22 protein-coding genes and 1 tRNA gene are annotated in these 23,182 nt (G+C 38.6%); 8 read left to right on the forward strand and 15 right to left on the reverse strand.

Annotation, left to right across the window (positions count from 1 at the left end):
* The 3 genes from yycF to IGI68_RS00815 all read right to left on the reverse strand — a co-directional run bounded on the left by yycF (position 1) and on the right by IGI68_RS00815 (position 2,321).
* Complete coding sequence (yycF, locus tag IGI68_RS00805) at positions 1-705, reverse strand: response regulator YycF (protein WP_071874283.1); 705 nt, start codon at positions 703-705, stop codon at positions 1-3.
* A 202-nt stretch (positions 706-907) separates the two neighbouring features.
* Positions 908-1,765: a DegV family protein gene (locus IGI68_RS00810; protein ID WP_273232152.1), complete on the reverse strand. Its 858-nt coding sequence runs from the start codon at positions 1,763-1,765 to the stop codon at positions 908-910.
* Positions 1,758-2,321 (reverse strand): DUF1836 domain-containing protein, encoded by a 564-nt coding sequence (locus tag IGI68_RS00815; RefSeq protein ID WP_071874285.1) that lies wholly within the window; start codon positions 2,319-2,321, stop codon positions 1,758-1,760. The genes IGI68_RS00810 and IGI68_RS00815 overlap by 8 nt, the downstream gene beginning before the upstream one ends.
* 281 nt (positions 2,322-2,602) lie before the next feature.
* Between IGI68_RS00815 and IGI68_RS00820 the strand changes: the two genes are divergently transcribed.
* Positions 2,603-2,947 (forward strand): DUF898 family protein, encoded by a 345-nt coding sequence (locus IGI68_RS00820; RefSeq protein WP_071874286.1) that lies wholly within the window; start codon positions 2,603-2,605, stop codon positions 2,945-2,947.
* Positions 2,948-3,123: 176 nt separating this feature from the next.
* Here the strand turns inward: IGI68_RS00820 and IGI68_RS00825 are convergent.
* Positions 3,124-3,196 (reverse strand) — tRNA-Lys (locus IGI68_RS00825).
* Between the two features lie 313 nt (positions 3,197-3,509).
* On the opposite strand from IGI68_RS00825, the gene nrdH reads away from it, so the two are divergent.
* From nrdH to nrdF, 3 genes are all read left to right on the forward strand, one after another.
* A complete protein-coding gene (gene nrdH, locus IGI68_RS00830) occupies positions 3,510-3,734 on the forward strand; it encodes a glutaredoxin-like protein NrdH (RefSeq protein WP_071874287.1) in 225 nt (74 codons plus the stop codon).
* A 123-nt stretch (positions 3,735-3,857) separates the two neighbouring features.
* Positions 3,858-6,017, forward strand: coding sequence for a class 1b ribonucleoside-diphosphate reductase subunit alpha (nrdE, locus tag IGI68_RS00835; RefSeq protein ID WP_071874288.1), 2,160 nt, complete (start codon positions 3,858-3,860; stop codon positions 6,015-6,017).
* Positions 6,018-6,100: 83 nt separating this feature from the next.
* Positions 6,101-7,066 (forward strand): class 1b ribonucleoside-diphosphate reductase subunit beta, encoded by a 966-nt coding sequence (gene nrdF, locus IGI68_RS00840; RefSeq protein ID WP_071874289.1) that lies wholly within the window; start codon positions 6,101-6,103, stop codon positions 7,064-7,066.
* A gap of 55 nt (positions 7,067-7,121) precedes the next feature.
* Here the strand turns inward: nrdF and IGI68_RS00845 are convergent, their stop codons facing one another.
* Both IGI68_RS00845 and IGI68_RS00850 read right to left on the reverse strand, forming a co-directional pair.
* Positions 7,122-8,102 carry an aldo/keto reductase gene (locus tag IGI68_RS00845; protein ID WP_071874290.1) on the reverse strand — a complete coding sequence of 327 codons (981 nt, stop codon included), beginning with the start codon at positions 8,100-8,102 and terminating at the stop codon, positions 7,122-7,124.
* A gap of 219 nt (positions 8,103-8,321) precedes the next feature.
* On the reverse strand, positions 8,322-8,594 hold the full coding sequence (locus IGI68_RS00850; RefSeq protein ID WP_071874291.1) for a hypothetical protein: 273 nt from the start codon (positions 8,592-8,594) through the stop codon (positions 8,322-8,324).
* Positions 8,595-9,061: 467 nt separating this feature from the next.
* Between IGI68_RS00850 and IGI68_RS00855 the strand changes: the two genes are divergently transcribed.
* From IGI68_RS00855 to IGI68_RS00865, 3 genes are read left to right on the forward strand one after another with little or no spacing between them, the layout of a single operon-like run.
* A complete protein-coding gene (locus IGI68_RS00855; protein WP_273232142.1) occupies positions 9,062-10,804 on the forward strand; it encodes an ABC transporter ATP-binding protein in 1,743 nt (580 codons plus the stop codon).
* On the forward strand, positions 10,791-12,542 hold the full coding sequence (locus IGI68_RS00860) for an ABC transporter ATP-binding protein (RefSeq protein ID WP_438729550.1): 1,752 nt from the start codon (positions 10,791-10,793) through the stop codon (positions 12,540-12,542). The genes IGI68_RS00855 and IGI68_RS00860 overlap by 14 nt, the downstream gene beginning before the upstream one ends.
* 14 nt (positions 12,543-12,556) lie before the next feature.
* Positions 12,557-13,132, forward strand: a complete 576-nt coding sequence (locus IGI68_RS00865; RefSeq protein WP_438729554.1) for a GNAT family N-acetyltransferase — start codon at positions 12,557-12,559, stop codon at positions 13,130-13,132.
* A gap of 188 nt (positions 13,133-13,320) precedes the next feature.
* Here the strand turns inward: IGI68_RS00865 and IGI68_RS00870 are convergent, their stop codons facing one another.
* From IGI68_RS00870 to IGI68_RS00910, 9 genes are all read right to left on the reverse strand, one after another.
* Positions 13,321-13,584 (reverse strand): type B 50S ribosomal protein L31, encoded by a 264-nt coding sequence (locus tag IGI68_RS00870; protein WP_071874295.1) that lies wholly within the window; start codon positions 13,582-13,584, stop codon positions 13,321-13,323.
* Positions 13,585-13,681: 97 nt separating this feature from the next.
* Positions 13,682-14,977, reverse strand: a complete 1,296-nt coding sequence (gene rho, locus IGI68_RS00875; RefSeq protein ID WP_438729559.1) for a transcription termination factor Rho — start codon at positions 14,975-14,977, stop codon at positions 13,682-13,684.
* 3 nt (positions 14,978-14,980) lie between these two features.
* Positions 14,981-16,237, reverse strand: a complete 1,257-nt coding sequence (locus IGI68_RS00880; protein WP_438729562.1) for a UDP-N-acetylglucosamine 1-carboxyvinyltransferase — start codon at positions 16,235-16,237, stop codon at positions 14,981-14,983.
* Positions 16,238-16,429: 192 nt separating this feature from the next.
* Complete coding sequence (locus IGI68_RS00885) at positions 16,430-17,299, reverse strand: class II fructose-bisphosphate aldolase (RefSeq protein ID WP_438729565.1); 870 nt, start codon at positions 17,297-17,299, stop codon at positions 16,430-16,432.
* A gap of 267 nt (positions 17,300-17,566) precedes the next feature.
* Positions 17,567-18,907 (reverse strand): type I glutamate--ammonia ligase, encoded by a 1,341-nt coding sequence (glnA, locus tag IGI68_RS00890; RefSeq protein ID WP_438729568.1) that lies wholly within the window; start codon positions 18,905-18,907, stop codon positions 17,567-17,569.
* A 31-nt stretch (positions 18,908-18,938) separates the two neighbouring features.
* The gene (locus IGI68_RS00895) at positions 18,939-19,313 is read right to left on the reverse strand and encodes a MerR family transcriptional regulator (RefSeq protein ID WP_438729571.1); all 375 of its coding nucleotides are present in this window, start codon (positions 19,311-19,313) and stop codon (positions 18,939-18,941) included.
* 275 nt (positions 19,314-19,588) lie between these two features.
* Entirely contained in the window at positions 19,589-20,842 is a 1,254-nt protein-coding gene (hflX, locus tag IGI68_RS00900; protein ID WP_071874301.1) for a GTPase HflX, read from the reverse strand.
* On the reverse strand, positions 20,835-21,767 hold the full coding sequence (miaA, locus tag IGI68_RS00905; RefSeq protein WP_438729575.1) for a tRNA (adenosine(37)-N6)-dimethylallyltransferase MiaA: 933 nt from the start codon (positions 21,765-21,767) through the stop codon (positions 20,835-20,837). The genes hflX and miaA overlap by 8 nt, the downstream gene beginning before the upstream one ends.
* Before the next feature lie 31 nt (positions 21,768-21,798).
* The gene (locus tag IGI68_RS00910) at positions 21,799-22,317 is read right to left on the reverse strand and encodes a hypothetical protein (protein WP_071874303.1); all 519 of its coding nucleotides are present in this window, start codon (positions 22,315-22,317) and stop codon (positions 21,799-21,801) included.
* 200 nt (positions 22,318-22,517) lie between these two features.
* Between IGI68_RS00910 and clpP the strand changes: the two genes are divergently transcribed.
* Entirely contained in the window at positions 22,518-23,099 is a 582-nt protein-coding gene (gene clpP / locus IGI68_RS00915) for an ATP-dependent Clp endopeptidase proteolytic subunit ClpP (protein ID WP_071874304.1), read from the forward strand.
* Positions 23,100-23,182: the final 83 nt, after the last annotated feature.

Raw genomic sequence — 23,182 nt, forward strand, 5'->3', positions numbered from 1 at the left:
CTACTCCTGTTCTGGGTTGCGTAAGTAGTAACCAACCCCACGTCTAGTCACAAGATAGTTTGGATGACTTGGACTATCTTCAATTTTTTCTCTTAATCGACGGACTGTCACATCGACCGTCCGGACATCACCAAAGTAATCATAGCCCCACACCGTTTGTAGCAAGTGTTCACGCGTCATGACTTGTCCAAGATGTTTGGCTAAATAATGAAGCAATTCAAACTCGCGATGTGTGAGTTCAATCGTGCTACCGTGTTTCGTTACCATATAAGCATCCGGGTGAATCACTAAATCGCCAATCTCTAAATCCGTTGTCACAGGAACTTCAGTGCCTTTTCCCACACTAGATCCTCGGCGTAAATTAGCTTTCACACGCGCAATTAATTCCCGATTTGAAAAAGGTTTTGTAACATAATCATCCGCACCTAGTTCGAGTCCTAACACTTTATCAATTTCTGAATCTTTGGCTGTAACCATAATAATTGGCATGTCATACGTTTTGCGAACTTCACGCGCCACTTCTAAGCCGTCTAATTTAGGTAACATCAAGTCTAATAAAATTAAATCTGGTTCAACTTCTTTGACTTTCTCAAGTGCTTCTTCACCATCATAAGCGGTAAACACTTCGTAGCCTTCTTTGGTTAGATTAAACTTCACAATATCAGAAATTGGTTTTTCATCATCTACAACTAGTATTTTTTTCATAAAAATCCCTCATTCTTTGTCAATATATTTTAATTAGGTGACAATCAATCTCTATTATTATACATGATTTTTTTTAATGTTTCATTAAAAGGTCGCTTTCTCTTACTTTCTTAGAAAAAAATAAGAAAAAACAACACAAATAGCCTTCGCTAACTACTTGCCGCAATGAGGCAAAACGAAGGCTGTTGATTGTTGCTTTTAACTAGCGAATGACTTGAATCCCCATTCCTAACAAGCCTGGACCCGTATGGACCACTAAAGCGGGAGAGATCGTACCAAATAAAATTTCTTTGGCATTTGGGAATTTTGCCTCTAATTTCGCTTTTAACTCTAACGCTTCAGGCATTGCATCGCCTTGAGCCACCGCTAAGCGAAAATCTTGATGATTGCCGACAAACTCTTCGACAATTTCGACCAGCTTATCAATGCTGCGTTTGCGTCCTCTTGATTTTGCAACGGTATAATAGACCCCGTCCTCATTACAAGAAATAGTTGGATTTAATTTTAGCGCCGTACCAATCAGCGAAGAAACTAATCCAATGCGGCCACCTTTTTGTAAATATTCTAAAGTAGCAACATTAAATAAGACTTTATTTTGTTTAATTTCTTTTTCGAGTTGCGCAATGAGTGGTTGCCATGCTGTGTCGGCCGCAATTAATTCTGCTGCCCGAATGGCTTGCAACCCCGCCCCAATCCCAATACTTTTCGTGTCAAGAACATACACGTCGATTTCTGACTCTGCCTCACCTAATAAACGCATCACATTATACGTCCCACTAAGTCCACTAGAGATGGTCACAATTAAGACTTTTTCAAACCCATCAGCTTTAATTTGATCAATCGTTTTTTGAATCGTTTGACCATCTGGCAGCGACGTGCTCGGAATTTCTTCTGAAAAACGTTGATACACTTCTTCCGGCGTAATATCGATTTTATCGGTGTACGTCCGATTCTTATAAATAATTTGTAAGGGCACCATATAAATGCCATACGTGTCAATCACGTCTTGTGGGACATCGGTACCTGAATCCACTAATAAAGCAATTTTTTCTTTATTCATTTTCTATTCCTTCTTTCAAATAACTTGTTTGGAGTGCAATAACTTTTTCTGCCAATAATTTATTGGCGAAAGCCTTTGAGGCACTATAAGCTGCTAAAAATTGAATTTCATCGTTTTCTGATTGATCATTTCTCTTTTTGTGCCCCGTCGCTTGGGCACAAACCTGTTGAATCGCGGCCTCTTGTATTTCACAATAAAGATTGTACGCTTGTCGAATGCCAATCATCTTTCCTTGAAATAATATCCCTTGCTTGACTTCATTAATTGTCAATACTTGCTTTAATAAGGTAATCGCAATCAAAAAGGCAACATGTTTACGCGTATATCTTTTTTTCTTCGGCGGAGGAATCATTCCATTTTTCACATAATTATTCACCATTGAAGCCGTTAATAATGTATGTTTATCTGAATGGATGACTGGCGATAAATAGTGATCGACTAGGGTAATAACTTGATCCATATACAAGTCAAGTTCAGGTAGTTCTTCCCAACGTGGCAAGTGAAATGACCACAACGATTCTCCCCAAGCTGACATCTTATGTTCTAATTCTTCCAATAAAAACCCCTTCTTTTATCATTCATTCGATTTTAATAAACTGATAATCTAGTTTTTAAAACTAGATATATTTTACCATAAATTGCTTCGTTTGAACATCAAAACAACACGATTTTAAATAAACGATTTATGCCACATTTGACTCTTGTCTGACGAAAATCCAGCCAACTTTTCAACTGATTTTTTTGATTTCTCCAAGTTGTTCTGGAAGATGACCTTTCTTTCGCTGCGTAAGTACGATAAAATAAGAAAATCAAGGAAAGAATTAAAGGAGTGATACTATGCAACGTTCCCATTTCGATGGCGGCCTATTCAGTTACTTTGGCCATTCATTACTAGCGGGACTGATGATTTTATTTTCGGGCGGATTATTGACCCCTTGGGCAATTGTTTTGATGCATCGATGGAAAACCAGACACACGGTTATTGATGGTTATCGCCTGGAGTTTTACGGTACCGGGATTGGGTTGTTTGGGCAATGGATAAAATGGGTACTCTTGACCATTATCACACTTGGAATTTATGGATTCTGGTTACATCTCAAACTGGAACAATGGAAAGTCAAATACACCACTGTTGGGGAAGTCGTCTACGCTACAAAGATTGAAGAGGAACTCGATTTTTAATATTTTACAAAGAGCCACAATAGTAGTCATTTCTGACTAAAAAAAAGACGCTTCTGGTGATTGCCCTTAGAGGCAGTCGCCAGAAGCGTCTGAATGTAAAAAAAATGAAGCCGCGAGAATCGTTTTCAAAATGCTTGCGCACCAACAATTCTCCGGCTCCGTGGGTTTGGCACCCATGGGGCGTGAGGGATTCGAACCCGCGACCCATTGATTAAGAGTCAATTGCTCTACCAACTGAGCTAACGCCCCGCTAAACTACTCTAATAGAATAGCACTCTCATTTGAAAAATGCAACGCTTTTTGTGCGTATCGTTTTACCTGATTGTCTAATGATTTTCTTCACAAGTTTATTTTTTTTCGACTAATTTCTCGTCTTTTGGGTGCTTAAAAGGCTCATGAATCATAGGTTCTATGAACAAAAAACTTTTAAAAAACCACAACAATTAGCGTCTCCCTTCTTCACAAACACAATATATAGTGTTTTTCCATTGACTTCCTACTAAATAAAGCTATACTATTATTTATAAGATTTAACAGTCAATGATTTCAAGGAGGAACAAAAATGAATATTAAATTATTTTCAAAAAACAACTGTATGCAATGCAACATGGCAAAGCGTTTCTTAACCGATAACCATATTTCTTTTGAAGAAATTAACTTAGATAACGAACCTACCGCAATCGATTGGTTAAAAGAGCAAGGATTCCAAAGTGTTCCTGTAGTTACGAGTGAAGCGAAAACGATCGTTGGTTTCCGCCCTGATTTATTACGCCAATTAGCTTCTTAAGATAGTCGAGCTGAAAAGTTCTTTTAAAATGTCACTAGATGTTGGATTTGTCTGTCGTAAGACTTCAAATCCTTCTTTTTATGCTCAGACCCACCCATTAATTAGAAAAGGTTGTGTACAAAGATGAGTCTTAAATCCATAAAAGATGTCACCTATTTTAAATTGAATAATGAAATTAATCGTCCTGTAAATGGACAGATTCCGTTACATAAAGATAAAGAAGCACTTGAAGCATTCTTTGCCGAAAATGTACGACCAAATACCAAAACGTTTGATTCAATTGAGGATAAAATCAATTACCTTATCGAAGAAGATTATTTAGAAGCAGAATTTATCGCTAAGTATTCGATGACGTTTATTGAGTCCCTTTATACATTTTTAGCTGAACAAAACTTCCGCTTCCAGTCATTTATGGCTGCTTACAAATTCTACGGTCAATATGCGTTAAAAACCAATGACGGTGAATCCTACTTAGAGACTTATGAAGACCGGGTAGCTTTTAATGCCCTTTACTTTGCAGATGGCGACGAAGAATTAGCACTAACGTTAGCGGATGAGATGATTCATCAACGCTACCAACCAGCAACACCCTCTTTCTTAAATGCAGGACGCAAACGTCGTGGCGAATTGGTTTCTTGTTTCTTAATTCAATTAACGGATGATATGAACTCTATCGGTCGTGGCATTAACTCTGCCTTACAATTGTCTCGAATTGGGGGCGGTGTAGGGATTACACTTTCAAACTTGCGTGAAGCAGGCGCGCCAATTAAAGGCTATGCGGGTGCCGCGAGTGGTGTGATGCCCGTCATGAAATTATTTGAAGACAGCTTTAGTTATTCCAATCAATTAGGTCAACGTCAAGGAGCCGGTGTCGTCTATTTGAACGTTTTCCATCCAGATATCATCTCTTTCTTATCAGCGAAAAAAGAAAATGCGGATGAAAAAATGCGCGTGAAGACTCTTTCTCTTGGTGTCATTGTGCCAGACAAATTCTATGAACTAGCTCGTAAAAATGAAGTGATGTATTTATTCAGTCCTTATAGTGTTGAAAAAGAATATGGCGTACCTTTTTCTTATGTTGATATCACCAAAGAGTATGACAACCTTGTTAACAACCCTCGGATTACCAAAACGAAAATCAATGCGCGTGAGTTAGAAGATGAGATTTCAAAATTACAACAAGAATCTGGCTATCCATATATTATTAACATCGATACCGCTAACCGTGCGAATCCAGTTGCTGGCAAAATTATCATGAGTAATCTCTGTTCTGAAATTCTTCAAGTTCAAGAACCTTCGTTAGTCAACGATATTCAAGAGTTTGAAGTGATGGGAACAGATATTAGCTGTAACCTTGGTTCAACGAATATCGTAAACTTAATGGAAAGTCCTGACTTTGGTCGTTCCGTGCGTGCGATGACCCGTGCGTTGACGTTTGTAACAGATGCTTCTGATATTGACGTGGTCCCGTCTATTCAACACGGAAATAAAATCAATCATACAATTGGTTTAGGCGCGATGGGCTTACACACCTACTTTGCGAAAAATCAAATGGAATATGGCTCACCAGAATCAATTGAGTTTACCGATATTTACTTTATGCTCTTAAATTACTGGACTTTAATGGAAAGTCATCAAATCGCGAAAGAAAAACAAATGACATTCCATAACTTTGAACAATCTAGTTATGCTGATGGTTCTTACTTCACCGATTACATCAATGCTGACTATACACCAACTTTTGAAAAAGTTGCAAAATTGTTTGAAGGAGTTACCATTCCCTCAAAAGAAGACTGGGCAGCCTTAGCAGCAAACGTGAAAGTCGATGGTCTTTACCACCAAAATCGCTTAGCGGTTGCACCAAACGGTTCTATTTCGTATATTAATGATACGAGTGCAAGTTTACATCCGATTACACGTTTAATTGAAGAACGTCAAGAAAAGAAAATCGGGAAAATTTACTATCCAGCGGCTTATTTATCCAATGAGACAATCAACTACTATAAATCAGCCTATGATATGGATATGCGCAAAGTGATTGATGTGTATGCGACTGCGCAAAAACACATTGATCAAGGAATGAGTATGACGTTATTTATGCGTTCTGAAATTCCAGAAGGTCTTTATGAATGGAAAACGACATCCAAACAAACGACAAGAGATTTAAATATCTTACGTCACTACGCCTTCAATAAAGGAATCAAATCCATTTATTATATTCGCACATTCACAGATGATGCGGAAGAAATCGGTAGTAACCAATGTGAGAGTTGTGTCATTTAACCGCTAAAAAGACACGGCAACTTTGAAGCTAGCGGGTTTTCCCTAGCTTCTTTTTTATTTCAAATTAAAGGAGGCCACCTTCCATGGCAAAGACGTATTACGCAGCAATTAACTGGAACGAAATTGAAGATATTATTGATAAATCTACTTGGGAAAAACTAACGGAACAATTTTGGTTAGATACCCGTATCCCACTTTCCAACGATTTGGATGATTGGCGTAGTTTATCGGATGCGGAAAAAGAAATGGTCAGTCACGTGCTTGGTGGCTTGACGCTCCTTGATACCGTCCAATCAGAAAGTGGAATGGCTCAATTAAAAGATGCGGTTCGCACACCACATGAAGAAGCGGTATTAAATAATATTGCTTTTATGGAATCCGTCCATGCGAAAAGTTATTCTTCCATTTTTAGTACCTTAAACACGAAAGCCGAAATCGAAAAAATCTTTGAATGGGTCGATACCAATCCTTACTTACAAAAAAAGGCTGAAATTATCAATGAAGTTTATAAAAATGGCTCAGATTTACAAAAGAAAGTCGCCAGCGTCTATTTAGAAACGTTCCTTTTCTACTCTGGGTTCTACACCCCTCTACATTATTTAGGGAACAATAAATTACCCAACGTAGCCGAAATTATCAAGTTAATTATTCGTGATGAGTCCGTTCACGGTACTTATATTGGCTACAAATTCCAATTAGGGTTCAATGAATTACCAGAAACGGAACAAGAATCACTGAAAGAATGGTTATATAACTTACTCTTTGAACTCTATGAAAACGAAGAAAAATATACCGCAGAACTTTATGATCATATTGGTTGGACGGAAGAAGTAAATACCTTCTTACGTTACAATGCGAATAAAGCACTCATGAACCTTGGACAAGATCCGTTATTCCCGGATACAGCCGATGATGTGAACCCGATTGTGATGAACGGTATTTCAACCGGTACGAGCAACCACGACTTCTTCTCGCAAGTCGGTAATGGTTATTTACTAGGAACCGTTGAAGCGATGCAAGATTCAGATTACCTCATTGGGCTTGATTAATTAACTATTTAAATAAACAAAAAGTCGATTTGCTCTTGAGCAGATCGACTTTTTTTTAGCGCGCACCAACCACTTGATGAGGCAAATACGGCTCTTCTAAGAATGCTACTTGTTCTGGTGTTAATGTCACATCAATTGCAGGTAACGCATCCAGTAAATGACTTTCCTTCGTTGCGCCAATAATTGGGACCGTGACTACTTCTTTTTGCATTAACCAAGCCAGTGCAACTTGTGCCCGTTTCACGTCCAGTTCTTCAGCTACTTGCGCCACACGTTCAACAATGACACGATCTTGATCCATCGTTTGATCATATTTCATTTTGGATGTTTGATCGGTTAATGAACGCTTCGTATCTCCGGTCCAATCGCGAGTCAGCCGACCAGAAGCTAACGGACTGTATGGGGTTATCGCAATTTTTTGATCCTCACAAAAAGGAATCATTTCTCTTTCTTCTTCACGGTATAACAGATTCAAATGGTTTTGCATGGAGACAAACTTTGTCCAACCATGTTTTTCCGCAATAAATTGCGCTTTGGCAAACTGCCACGTATACATCGCTGAAGCACCTAGATAACGAACTTTACCTGCTTTGACGAGATCATGTAGTGCTTCCATCGTTTCTTCAATTGGAGTCTGATAATCCCAACGATGAATAATATACAAATCAATATAATCCATTCCTAAACGTTTTAAACTTTCTTCTACTTGGAAAAAGATTTCTTTTCTTGAAAGGCCGCCACTATTAGGGGCTTTTTTCATCGGCATATATAGCTTTGTTGCCACCACTAGTTCTTCTCGTTTGCCAAAATCACGTAAGGCTTCCCCCAAGACTTCTTCACTACGCCCGAGCGAGTAAATATTGGCGGTATCAAAGAAGTTAATCCCAAGATCTAACGCTTTTTTGATCACCGGACGACTTTCTTCTTCTTCTAAAATCCAGTTATGAATCCAATTAGTTGGACTTCCAAATCCCATCGCACCCAGACATAGAGGTGAGACATCCAGACCCGTATTGCCTAATTTGATATATTCCATAAAAATCCTCCTTTAAAATCATTGCTCTTGTTATTGTATCAAAGAAATCAAATCGTGCACGAAAAGAAGATTCGCATTCCCCTTAAAATGAGGCCATGCATGCCACTTTTCTTTAATCTTTTACTCATTTTAACACAAATAAATGCCTTGTTTTGTCATTTGATAAAATAACAAAAAGGACATTTCTATTTATTGTTTATTTTTAAAAGAAGCATTCCATTAATATAAGCGTGTCCCTTTTTCTAATAAACTTTCTAATGTGGCGATATCTGATTCAGAGTAGAGATTGTAGCGACTCTTTTTAGCTTCAATCATCATCAACGCAAAGACCTTTTTGTCTTTGTCTATTGAATCGTCAAAACTATCGTATGAAATACGAGGATACTGGAGACGTAAATCTTGAAGCAATTCTTCCCGACTTTCATACATTTTAACGTACTCAAATTTTCCACTCTCATGTAATTCGGAAACGACTTCTTTAAATCTTTTCATTCGTAATCCCACCTTCTTTTGCTTAACTCATTCAATGAGCGAGAATAATCTCTTTGCCCATCTTCTATTCTAACACAAAGAAAAAAAGGTTTCTCTCTTATCCATAAAATAACATTTTCTTCAAATCTATTCGCGATCTTTTTTTATTTCTTCATTTCTTTTTAATTTTTATGCTTTACAACAGACGTTATCTATAGTAAATTGAAGCTATCAAAAAAATTAGGAAGGAGTGTTCATCATGAAATTACTTTTCATTCGCACAGCTACATTACCACAATTTCATATGAATCATCGAACTCCTTTACAATTAGGTAACCTTTAGGGGAAGTAGACTCTTTTCGTCTATTTCGCTCATATAAGTAAACGTTTATGCCTAGTATTGTTCAGTCGGCCGATGAATAATACTAGGCTTTTTTGTGTACTTTTTTATCTATTTTTTGAAAATATTAGAAAACGAGGAATCATTTATGTTAACAATTTTTTGGTCTTATATTAAAAAACACCCTTATATTTACAGTCTTGCTACGGTATTTGCACTACTCTCATCAGGGCTTGCCATCGTACCGAATTATCTCATTCAACGTTTTATCGACGCGATGGTCAATGAGACGTTAACGAATCAAAACTTAGGGACATATTTAGCCCTTTTCTTGGTTAGTATTGTGCTGATTTATCTCGTCGATATTACTTGGGTTGTCCTATTATTTAGTCAGTCTTATCGCTATCAAAATACGTTACGCAAACAACTCTATCAACGACTTTTGCAATTACGCACACCGTTTTATGAACGCTTTCGCTCGGGTGACTTAATGACACGAATGACTAGTGATATTGAATTTTTAGGTGATACGATTGGCTATGGCTTTATGCTAATTGTCTCGAATGTCACTTGGGCACTTAGTATCTTTACGATTATGGTTGTCACCATTTCTTGGCAAGCAACTGTCATCAGCACACTACCACTTGTTCTTTTTGCTTGGGCAGTTTTTAAATTATGGCAAAAAGTCGACGTCCTTTACGAAGCTAATCGCGATGCGGTGGCTACTTTAAGTAACGAGGTCTTAGAAGTCGTCGATGGCGTCCGTGTGATGCGGGCATATGGTAAAAAAGGATTAGAACAAACACGCTTTCAAAGACGAACGTCTGAAGTACTAGAAAAAGCCAACCATCTCGTTCTTTATAACGGCGCGGTGGGACCCATTGCCAAATTATTTACCGGTTTAAGCATGGCACTCGGGCTAACGTATAGTGGTTATTTAATTAGTCAAGGTCAGATGACGATTGGACAACTGATCTCGTTTCAAATTTACTTAGGGATGTTGAGTGGTTCAATCTGGGGATTATCAGATATCGTTTTAGTCTATCAGCAAGGCAATGTTTCCTTCCGTAAAGTCGAAGAAATTCTAACTGCCGATGATTTAGTGGAAAAAAATGGTCATCAACCCCTAACAGGTATCGAAAACATTACTTTTTCAGATTATTCGTTTCAATACCCGACAAGTGACACGCCAACGATTCAAAAAATTAATTTAGACATTCAACAAGGTGAAACATTGGGAATTGTTGGGCCAACTGGAAGTGGTAAGACAACGTTGATTCGTCAGCTACTGCGTCAATATCCGGCAAGTTCTACCGGCAATTTACAGATCAATCAGCAAGAAATTCAACATTATGCCATTGCAGACTTAGAAAAACTGATTGGTTATGTCCCTCAAGAGCATGTTCTTTTTTCAAAGAATGTTGCCTATAATATTGGTTTTGGTAAACACCATGCGACAGACGAAGATATTTTAGATGTGGTGGCGTCTGCCGATTTCACCAAAGACGTCGCACGAATGCCAGAAGGATTAGAAACATTAATTGGTGAAAAAGGCGTGTCGATTTCTGGGGGACAAAAACAGCGGATTTCTATCGCACGTGGATTAATTCGCCAGCCAGAATTACTGATTCTAGATGATTCTTTGTCTGCCGTTGATGCGAAAACGGAACAAGCGATTATCGAAAATATTCAAGCAATTCGAAAAAATAAAACAACCATTATCATTACGCATCGCTTATCGGCTGTTGCAAACGCGCAAAAAGTGATTGTGATGGATCAAGGGGCCATTACCGAGTACGGGACCCCTGATGCGTTACTGCGTCAAAAAGGCTGGTATTATCAGCAACACTTGAAACAACAATTGGAGGACAATCAACATGAAAACATTTAAACGACTCCTCAGCTATTTAAAAGATGAACCCCTTTTTTATGGACTGGGGTTCATCCTTTCCATCATCTCAGCTGGATCGACTATTTATACACCCATGATTGGCAAACAAATCATTGATGTCATTTCAGAAAATGTTAAACAAAATCAACCGGTCTCTTACGAATTCTTGATTCAAAAATTTGGCTGGTTCATGCTCATCACGGTGATTAGCGCGCTCACAAGTTATAGCAGCTTCTTACTCTTTGCTTTTGCTTCAAATCGCGTTAGTAAAAATATTCGTGATCAAGCGCATGAAAAAATGCAGCAGTTACCTATTTCCTATTTTGATGACAAACCGGCCGGGAAAATTTCGGCACGCATCGTGAATGATACCGAGGTTTTACGTAATAGCTTTTATCAAAACTTCAGTAATCAAGTACTGATTAATCTCTTAATGGTTATCGGAATTTATATCGCACTCTTTCTCGTTAGTCCCGATGTGGGTCTTGCGTTACTCTTACTCTTACCGTTCTTTTTCGTTTGGCAACTGATTTATATTCGCATCGCGACACCGATTAATAAAAATTGGCGAGAAATTATTAGCGAGTTAAACAGTTTAACTGCAGAAATCATCCAAGGGGTCTCGATTGTTCAACTCTTCCATCAAGAAGAGAATATGTTAGAAGAGTTTGAAGAAAAAAATCAAGCTTGGCTGGATAACCGTATCCGCTCGATTCGACTGGATGGGATTTTATCTTGGGATTTTTCAACTTTTATTAAAAATATTGTCATGTTTTTCTTGCTCCTTTATCTAGGTACACAGTTTACGAGTGGTTTTTTAGGGTATTCGATGGGAACGATTTTTATTTTAATTAATTACCTTTCGAGTTTATTTGATCCAATTCTCAATCTCGTACGGATCATGCCTACGCTACAACAGGCCTTGGCGTCTGGTGAACGGGTGTTTGAATTACTTGATGAAGCGATCGAAACCGATAGTACGCAACCATTAGCCTTTTCAAATGGAGAAATCACCTTTGATCACGTGACGTTTGGCTACGATGAACAAAATCAAGTGTTAAAAGATATTCACTTTAAAGTGAACCCTGGAGAAACGGTAGGTCTTGTCGGACATACCGGTTCCGGAAAAAGTTCCTTAATTAATTTACTCTTTCGTTTTTACGATCCTCAAGAAGGTGCCATCTTAATTGATAATCAACCGATTGCAAAATGTAATCGTGAAAGTGTCCGGGAAAAAATGGGAATTGTCTTGCAGGAACCTTACTTATTTAGTGGCACAATCGCAAGCAATGTCAGCATGCAAGATCAAAGTATTACCGATGAAATGATTATTCAAGCTTTAGAGAAAGTCGGTGCGCATCCCTTACTTGCCAAACTCCCACAAGGAATCCATGAAGAAGTCATTGAAAAAGGCCAATCGCTTTCTTCAGGAGAACGGCAACTCATTGCCTTTGCCAGAACACTTGCTAAAAATCCGAAGATTCTCATTTTAGATGAGGCCACGTCACATATTGATACTGAGACAGAAGCCATTATCCAAAATGCGATGAACGTCGTGAAAGAAGGTCGGACTACGTTTATCATTGCCCATCGCCTATCCACGATTCAACAAGCCGATCAAATTTTACTACTTGATCAAGGCGAAATCAAAGAGCAAGGAACGCATGCGCAGTTGCTCGCTTTAGATGGGCAATACGCCCAGATGTATCGCCTACAAGCGAAATCCGCACAAGGATAAGGAGGAACGGATTCATGGTCAAAACACTCAAAACACCTCGGCTAACGTTACGACCGTTAACCCTCGATGATGCCGAAAAGATGTTTCAAAACTGGACGCATTCAGTCAATGCAACAAAATACTTAACTTGGCCACCCCATGGCAATCTCGAAGTTACAAAAGACCGGTTACGCCAGCGAATAACAGAAGCGAATGAGGAATGGGGAATTGTTGACACCCAGACACAAGAATTGATGGGCGTCATTGATGTGGTTGGCGAAACTACTGAGACGCAGACAAAAATCATCGGTTATGTCTTAGGTGAAAAATTTTGGAATAAAGGCTACATGACGGAAGCTTTAGAAGCAGTCATCGCCTATTTATTTGACGCCACAGCGGTCAATCGTATTGAAGCAACCCACGATATCGCCAATCCTGGTTCCGGAAAAGTCATGGAAAAAGCCGGCATGACCTTTGAAGGCATCTTACGACAAGCGGCTCGAAACAATCAAGGAATTGTTGATATCGCCATCTACAGTATTTTACGAGCAGATTTGGAAGAACTAACCGATTCAACAGATACAAGTTCGGTGCCTCCGTTGAAGCAATAACTCGATTTACACGTAAGGAACGTGCAACTTACATCCATCGATTGTTATTCTTGCACATTTCAGCCAATACAAAAGCGCCAGAACGACAATCAAGTCGCTCTAGCGCTTTTCTTTTCCATTTTCCACAAAAAAAAAACAGATTACATTTGGAATGTAATCTGTCAAAAATTGATAACTCAATCTTTTTATTATTCTGCAGCGTTTGTGTCTTTGATACCGTATTTTTTGTTGAAACGGTCCACACGTCCGTCTGCTTGTGTGAATTTTTGACGTCCAGTATAGAATGGGTGTGAGTCAGAAGTAACCTCAGCACGGATTAATGGGTATGTATTGCCATCTTCCCATTCGATTGTTTCTGAAGAATTTTTTGTAGAACCTGTTAGGAATTTGAATCCTGTTGTTGTGTCTAGGAATACCACTGGATGGTACTCTGGATGAATATTTGGTTTCATAATGCTTTCTCTCCTTTGCCCTGATCCATTTGCTGTATCAGAGTTGATTTTGAATTTACAACATGAATATCTTAACACGTTTCGTTTTTAGATGCAATTATCTTTTTTTGATTCGTTTAGTTATTTTTTCCCCAAACGATAATTCATTCAATGTTTTGAGGAATTCCTCATTATTCTTCGTTTTTTTCATCCATTGAACGAACTGTTCCGTATATTCTAATGATTCGCCTTGCATATTGTTACGTAACTTCCACGTATCTTCTAATTGCTCTACAGTCATTAATAACTCTTCTTTACGCGTACTTGATTTTTTCAAATCAATTGCTGGGAAGATTCGACGCTCGGCAAGTTGTCTAGAAAGATGCAACTCCATATTCCCTGTTCCTTTGAATTCTTCAAAGATGACGTCATCCATGCGACTACCCGTATCAACTAGGGCTGTGGCCAAAATCGTTAAACTACCGCCTTCTTCAATATTTCGCGCAGCACCAAAGAATTTCTTCGGCTTGTATAAGGCCGCAGGATCAATTCCCCCACTTAACGTTCGACCGCTTGGTGGGACAACTAAGTTATACGCTCTTGCTAGACGCGTTAAACTATCCATTAAGATGACAACATCGCGTTTGTCTTCTACCAGACGCATCGCACGTTCTAAGACAAGTTCAGCTACTCGTGTATGATTGCTCGGTTGTAAGTCAAACGTGGAAGACACGATATCCGCTTTAATACTTCGTTCAAGATCGGTTACTTCTTCTGGTCGTTCATCAATTAATAAGACAATTAATTCAACGTCCGGATGATTCTCCGTGATGCCATTTGCAATCTCTTTTAGAATACTCGTTTTACCCGCTTTTGGCGGTGCTACGATTAATCCCCGTTGCCCAAATCCAATGGGGGAAAATAAATCAATCATTCGGGTAGACAAACGTCCTGGTGTTGTTTCAAGTTTGATCTTTTGATTTGGATATAGCGCGGTTAATGCTGGGAAGTGCGGCCGTTCTTTTGCTTCTTCAGGATCTTTTCCATTGACACTTTCAACATGCATCAATCCATAGTAACGTTCAGATTCTTTGGGAGGGCGCGCTTTTCCTGCTACTTTGTCGCCATTTCTCAAGCTGAAACGACGAATTTGAGAATTAGAGATGTAGATATCTTCTGCACTCGGACCGTAATTAATCGGTCTTAAAAAACCATAGCCATCTTGACCGATAATATCAAGGATTCCTTCCATATAAAAGAAACCTTGCTTTTCAGCCTGTGCACGGATAACGGCCAACGAAAGTTCTTTTTTATTCATTTGACTGTAGTAAGGAATTTTTAACTCTCTCGCATACGTATAGATTTCTTTTAATGTCCGGTGTTCCAATTCCGCCATTGTTAAATAATCAGCCATCGTTTACTCCTCAATCATTTTGATATCTGCACCAAGGGCAGTTAATTTATCAATTATATTATCATAACCTCTTAAAATGTGATCGACTTTACTAATTTTTGTTGTACCGGTTGCCATTAAGCCCGCAATGACTAAACATGCGCCAGCTCTAAGATCAGACGCCATCACGTCCGTTCCTTGCAAGGTATCTGATCCTTCAATTAGGACCACATTTCCTTCAATGCTTGCTTTAGCGCCCATGCGAACAAGTTCCGGAATATGATTCACCCGTTTCGGATAAATCGTATCCGTCACTTCTGACATTCCTTGCGCTTTTAATAATAATGGCGTTAACGGTTGTTGTAAATCTGTCGCAAAACCTGGGTAAGGATAGGTTTTTAGCGAAATGGCTTTTAAATCTTTCGCTGGGTAAACGAAAATACTATCTTCGCCCACATCCATTTTGACGCCCATTTCTTGTAATTTCGAAATAAAACTATCTAGATGCTCGTAAATCACATTTTTTACTGTGATGCCATTTCCTACGGCAGCAGCTAAGGCTAAATACGTTCCCGCTTCAATCCGGTCTGGAATAATCGAATGGCGACAACCATGCAACTCTTCAACGCCGTCAATCCGTATTTCATTCGTACCTGCACCACGAATCTTGGCACCCATATTATTTAATAATGTTGCCACATCAATAATCTCAGGTTCTCTTGCGGCATTTTCAATAATCGTACGACCTTTGGCACGAACAGCGGCTAACATCACGTTAATCGTCGCCCCAATCGAAATCATATCCATAAAAATTCTCGTACCGACAAGTCCATCGCCACTACGTAAATACATCGCACCATGTTCATTCGTCACTTCAGTCCCTAGTGCTTCGAACCCTTTGATGTGTAAATTAATCGGGCGTGGTCCAAGATTACAACCACCTGGAAGTCCGACAACACCTTCACCAAATTTGCCAAGTAACGCACCCATAAAATAATAAGAAGCTCGCAAGCTATTGATTTTACCGGTCGGCATCGGAATCGAGACAATCTCTGTTGGATCAATTTCTAATTGGTTATTGGCAAATTTCGTTTTCACGCCCATAATTTCTAAAATTTCAATCAAGGAATGGACATCTTTAATATCAGGAACGCCTTCTAAAATAACGGGAGAATCCGCTAAAATTGCTGCAGGAATCAGTGCAACGACACTATTTTTAGCTCCACTGACAGTGACTTCACCCGTTAACAGTTTATTACCTTGTATCATTATTTTTTTCATTTAAGTTCACCTATTACTTTTCAATTAATTATTTCAATCTTTCCTATCTTAGCATATTTTACTAAAAGAAAAAAGGTACGAGTGTTTTTGTTCACAACTCTTAGAGGTTTCTCTCATTTTAAACAAAAACAGTCAGTAAAAAAGGCCTTAAACATACCATTAGTATGCTTAAGACCTTTTTTTATTTTTTAATTAAGCTTTGTTTGCTGAACCGAATAAATCGATATGAGCTTCTGCTTCTTTCACGATTGCTGCTTTACCTGGTGCTAATAGTTGACGAGGATCAAATCCTTTGCCTTCTAAATCTTTACCAGCTTCAATGTATTCACGAGTTGCTTTTGCAAATAATACTTGGAACTCAGTGTTTACGTTGATTTTTGAAACGCCCATTGAGATTGCTTTCGCGATTTGATCTGCAGGAATTCCTGATCCACCGTGTAATACTAATGGCATATCTTGGCCAACTGCATTCGCAATTGCTTGTAAGTGATCAAATGCTAATCCAGTCCAGTTTGAAGGATATGCACCGTGAATGTTTCCGATACCACAAGCTAGGAAATCAATTCCTGTATTTGCGATTTGAACACATTCGTCGATATCTGCTAATTCACCAGTACCGATGATTCCATCTTCTTCTCCACCGATTGAACCAACTTCACACTCAACAGAAACGCCTTTTGCGTGTGCTTTTTCAACAACATCTTTAGCTAATTTTAAGTTTTCGTCAAATGGTAAGTGAGAACCATCAAACATCACTGAAGTGTATCCTGCTTCGATACATGCTAAAGCTGCTTCGTAATCGCCATGGTCTAAGTGAAGTGTCACTGGAACAGTAATGTTCATTGACTCAATTAAATCTTTAACCATGTTTACTACTAATTTGTAGCCGCCCATGTATTTTGCAGCGCCCATTGAAGTTTGGATTAAAACTGGTGCTTTCTTTTCTTCTGCTGCTTGTAAAATCGCTTGCGTCCACTCTAAGTTGTTTGTGTTAAAAGCTCCAATTGCATAGCCGCCTTTACGAGCTGCCTGTAAGATTTCAGTTCCTGATACTAATGGCATAATAATTTCCTCCTAGTTTTTAGCTAAACTTATTTGTCAAGAATTATGATTCTCAACCAACGCCTTTATTTTAGCAAAGTTTCAAGACTTTTACTAGTCAATCTAAACATTTTGCTTGTTTTTTCATAATCAATTAAAAAGGATGGCGTTTTATCTAAGGAAACTTTCAGAAAATAACCACCATTATAGCCTATTCTTCCTGTTAAAATCATTGAATGCAAACAAAAGCCGCTTGACTCCTGTATGTCAAACGGCTTTTACTTATTCTTAATAGAGTTCTAAATATTGTTCTCTTTCCCATTCAGAGACAGTTTGACGATAAGCTGCCCATTCCATACGTTTGGCTTCATTAAAGTTACCATAAATATGTTGTCCCAATGCATCAATCATGACTTGATCTTTACGTAAGGCTTTAATCGCATTGTGAATCGTTGATGGTAAGTCATAGATTTGTGCCGCTTCCCGCTCTTCTTCTGTCATCACATAAATATTACGATCGACAGCTGGTGGCGGCGTTAAATCGCGGCGAATGCCATCTAGTCCTGCTTCTAACAAGACTGCCATCGCCAAGTACGGATTAGCCGTTGGATCGACAGAACGTAACTCAAGACGTGTGGATAGCCCTCTCGCCTCTGGAATACGAATCAGTGGAGAACGATTATGTCCAGACCAAGCCACGTACACAGGCGCTTCAAATCCTGGTACTAAACGTTTATAAGAGTTAACCGTTGGATTACATACGGCAGTGAAGGCCCGTGCATGATCTAACAACCCTGCCATAAATTGATAAGCCGTCTTACTTAGCTGTCTATCACCTTCTTCATCAAAGAAGGCATTTTCTTTGCCTTTAAATAATGACATATTACAGTGCATCCCAGAGCCTGCAATCCCATATAACGGTTTCGCCATGAACGTTGCATGAAGGCCGTGTTTTCGAGCAATCGTCTTCACAACTAATTTAAAGGTTTGAATATTGTCACACGCTTCAATCACATCTGCGTATTTAAAATCAATTTCATGTTGTCCAGGGGCGGTTTCGTGGTGAGAAGCCTCGACTTCAAAGCCCATTTTTTCTAACTCTAACACGATATCACGACGACAGTTTTCCCCTAAGTCCATTGGTGAAAAATCAAAATAGCCACCCTTATCATTTAGGTCAGTCGTAATCTCGCCTTCTTCATCTAACTTAAATAAGAAAAATTCCGGTTCTGGACCTAAGTTAAAGGAAGTGAAGCCTAAGTCATTCATACTCTTTAAGATTCGTTTTAAATTGCCACGAGGATCTCCCGCAAAAGGCGTTCCATCTGGATTATAAATATCACAAATTAACCGTGCAACCTTCCCATGTTGGTTCTCCCAAGGAAAAATTAACCAAGTTGATAAATCAGGATAAAGATACATATCGCTTTCTTCAATTCGAACAAACCCTTCAATCGAAGAACCATCAAACATCATTTTATTATCCAAGACTTTTTTTAATTGACTGATTGGAACTTCCACATTTTTGATTGTTCCCATAATGTCGGTAAACATTAAACGTAAAAAACGAACGTTCTCTTCTTGTGCGTGTTTGATAATTTCGTCAGCAGTGTAGTCGATTCTCGGCATTTTTTCCATCCTCTTTCATTAATTAAAAGTTTTAAATTCTAGGGTTTTTCTGGAAAGGATTACTATGGGATAGTCCTCCTTGCGATAATAATTCATCATAAAAAATACGACGAACATCTTTATCGGTTAACGGTTGTTTCACTTTTGTCTCAACTTCCTCTTCTTTCATTTCATAAAGCTTTTTAATTCCAGCCATATTGAGTCCATCCAAGAGGTAATCTTTAATCTCAAGTAAGACATCAATATCATTCAAAGAATACATTCGGCGATTCCCTTCACTTCTTTCTGGGTGAATTAAATCTTGTTCCTCATAATAACGAATCTGTCGCGCGGTTAAGTCGGTCAATTTCATGACTGTTCCAATAGGAAACACAGACATTGATCGGCGAAATTCTTTCTCTTGCATGATTGCCTCCCTTGTTATTCTCGATTAATAGTTGATGATAGAAAAAATATACCAACTCCATTCCTTCTTGTCAACCGCCTATGTCATATAATCTGACATGAAAAGCAGTTTTTTTTTACTTTTTTACATTCTCCATGGAAAATCTGCCCAAAAATGATGGATATTGTGTTGTTCATCATCGAAATGATGATTTACTAGCGCTAACTCGTACCAATTTCTTAGTTCATTTCGCTTAAAAATAAAAAAAGACGCCCTAAGGCACCTCTTTTTTTATATCAATTGTCTTCCATTAACCGAATGGCAAAAGAATAAGGTGGCGCGAAACCTTTGGCTACGTACCGTTGGGTTTCTGGATCAAAATCTGCTGTGACGAGTAATGTTTCTTTTTTAAGTTGATTCAAGGTATTTCCTTCATGAGAAGCGACGGTCAACGTATAAGGTTGTAAAATTTCCATTATGGATAATTTAATGGCTTGACTTAATTGTTCTTTGCCACTCAAACTTTTCGCTGAAATTAAGACACTAGGAAATAACGTTGGAACAAATGTAGCGGGGTTCATTTGATCCGCTTTGTTATAAACGGTTAAAACAGGAATCCCTGTTAAATCAAGTTCCTCCATTAATTTTAGGACGGTTTCTTCGTGTTGTTGACGATTATCAGAGCTGGCATCAACGACATGCAGCAAGAGATCCATATTACGACTTTCTTCTAAGGTCGAATGAAACGCATTGATTAATTGTGTAGGTAAATCTTGAATAAAGCCTACGGTATCAGTCAATGTTACTTCAAACCCTTCCGGTAAACGCCACTTTTTAGTTAATGGATCTAATGTCGCAAACAATTGATCTTCTTCATAAGTCTGCGCTTTTGTTAAAGCATTTAAGATCGTTGATTTCCCGGCATTCGTATAACCGATTAGTCCGATTTGGAAGGTATCATTGGTTTGACGTTTTTGGCGTGTCCGAGTCCGATGCGCTTCAACTTCTTTTAATTCCTTTTTGATGATGGTCACTTTGTTGCGAATATGCCGACGATCGGTTTCTAATTTCGTTTCACCAGGTCCCCGCGTCCCTATCCCGCCGCCTAGACGCGACATCATTTTCCCTTGTCCCATCAAGCGTGGTAATAAATATTCCAATTGAGCTAACTCTACTTGTAGTTTTCCTTCTTTAGAACGGGCACGCATCGCAAAGATATCTAAGATGACTTGCACGCGATCAATGACTGGAATGCCTAAAGCATCGCCAATCGTTTGACTTTGACGAGGGGTTAACTCATGATTAAAGATAACCAAATTCGCCTCGTAGGTTTCAATTAACGTCACCAATTCGGCTATTTTTCCTTTTCCAATGACCGTTCGACGATCGATTTGGGGTCTTTTTTGCGTTAAAGAAAAAACAACTTCACCTTCGGCTGTTTTCGTTAAATTCTTTAATTCGAGCATGGACTCCTCAAAATACTGATAATTCCCCTCATGCTCCACACCCACTATGATCACACGTTCTTTTTCTTGTTTCGTTTCAGTCATGTTGCTTCACTCCTTTCAACCAAGTGTTGATTTGCTCTTCTAAGGTAACAATTGTTTCTGGTGCTTGAACTAAATCGAACCAATGAGGCGCCATGCGATTTCGGAACCAAGTCAACTGTCGCTTCGCGTACCGTCTGGAATGTAGTTGAATTTCTTCAATCACTGTTTCTAGTGGAACTTTCCCTTCAAAATAAGGAAAAAATTCTTGATAACCGATTCCTAATGCTGCTTGTGATTCAGGAAAAGCCAGCAGACTGCGTGCTTCTTCCATTAACCCTTGCTCCACCATTTGATACACGCGCTGATTAATCCGTTCATATAGCAAAGTGCGATCTGTGGTCAACCCAATTAAAAAATCATCATAGCATTTTTGGGGTGTTTCTTTTGGCGCAATAATACTTCGCCCGGTTAACTCAAACACTTCAAGCGCACGGATGACTTTGCGTTGATTATTAAAATGTATTTTTTCAGCTGCTAGTTCATCCTTCGCTTTTAATTGTTCCCAAAGTGCGAGATTTCCATGATTTTGCGCATATTGTGTATACTTTTCTCGTAGTTGGTAATCGTCTACTTCCTCTTTTTTTCCTAATTGATAATCATAAATCAGTGCTTGAACATACAGTCCTGTGCCACCTACCACAATCGGCAACTTCCCACGACTCGTGATTTCGTTGATTTTTTCTCGTGCTTTTTTTTGAAAATCAGCCACCGTATACGTTTCGTTTGGTTCATATATATCAATCAGATGGTGCGCAATCCCATCTGCTTCATCGGCTGTCACTTTAGCTGTGCCAATATCAAGCCCACGATAAACTTGCATTGAGTCTGCATTAATAATTTCGCCATCATATTTTTTAGCTAGTTCAATACTAAGCGCGGTTTTTCCTACAGCCGTAGGGCCAACAATCACAATGATTTTATCCATTCTTTTTCTCACATTATCTCCTATTTTGACCTTATCCTTTATATTTAAAAAGAAGTAACGGTTCATTTGTTAAGCGGGTTAATTGATTTTTTCGTTCATAAATCATTTCAGTCATTTTATCAGACAGTTGTTCCATCAAGACACGGCCACCTTTAAACGTATAGCCGCCCAACGAAACGGTTTCAGTCGGCGATAACACAACTTTCCGCGTTGAAATTTGTTTAAAAAATTCATCTAAAAAGTAATTCGGTAAATAAAAACTATTATGGGCCGCAAATGACTGTAAGTAAATATAGTCATCGACCGTAATGTAACAATCATCGAACGCGTCAAAACTCACGTATTCGTCCATCATCACCATTCGTTTTTCTAAAATCTCAATGACTTTTTTATTTAATGCAAGCAGCGTTTCGATTTCCTTGACTTTGTGTTCCAGTAATCGCTGTTTTTTTTCTTTTCGCTCTAAATAGTTCATTTGAATATAAAAACCAAGAATTACCAGAAGAGCACCCGTAAGCACACCACTCATACCGATCACAAACATTGCCATTTCAACCATTCCTTCCTTTGATTCTCTTCCCCCATTCTACCATATCTTCTTCCTTTTTTTAATCTTTTTTATTTGACCTTTATTGACCTTTCCGTTATAATTTCCTTAGCTAAATAAGCAACGAAGCTATGTAAACAGTCGTCAATATGATATGCTATAGTTAACATTTAGCAAATATTAATCAAGGAGGATTTTTTCCTATGAACTTAATTCCAACAGTTATCGAACAATCTTCTCGTGGCGAAAGAGCCTACGACATCTATTCTCGTTTATTAAAAGACCGCATTATTATGCTGAGTGGTCAAGTAACCGATGATTTAGCGAACACGATTATCGCTCAACTTCTTTTCTTAGATGCGCAAGATTCAGAAAAAGATATCTATCTTTACATTAACTCTCCTGGCGGTAGCGTGACAGCAGGTTTAGCGATCTTTGATACAATGAACTTTGTCAAAGCCGACGTCCAAACAATCGTAATGGGAATGGCTGCATCAATGGGTAGCTTCTTACTTGCCGCTGGTGCAAAAGGTAAACGTTTTGCCTTACCAAATGCAGAAGTCATGATTCACCAACCATTAGGTGGTGCTCAAGGACAAGCAACTGAAATTGAAATTGCTGCGCGCCATATTTTAAAAACCCGTGATCGCTTAAATAAAATTTTAGCAGAGCGGACTGGCCAACCAATTGAAGTCATTGAAAAAGACACAGATCGTGATAATTTCATGTCTGCTGAAGAAGCAAAAGCTTATGGTCTTGTTGATGAAGTCATGGTAACAAAATAATAGTAGCTGATAGCACAAAAGCAGGTCTCTGATGAATCTCAGAGACCTGCTTTTGTTTAATCGAACTGACTCAAATTCCAATT

Origin of the sequence: Enterococcus sp. DIV1314a (genome assembly GCF_051713805.1) — a bacterium.
GTDB classification, from domain to species: domain Bacteria; phylum Bacillota; class Bacilli; order Lactobacillales; family Enterococcaceae; genus Enterococcus_I; species Enterococcus_I aquimarinus.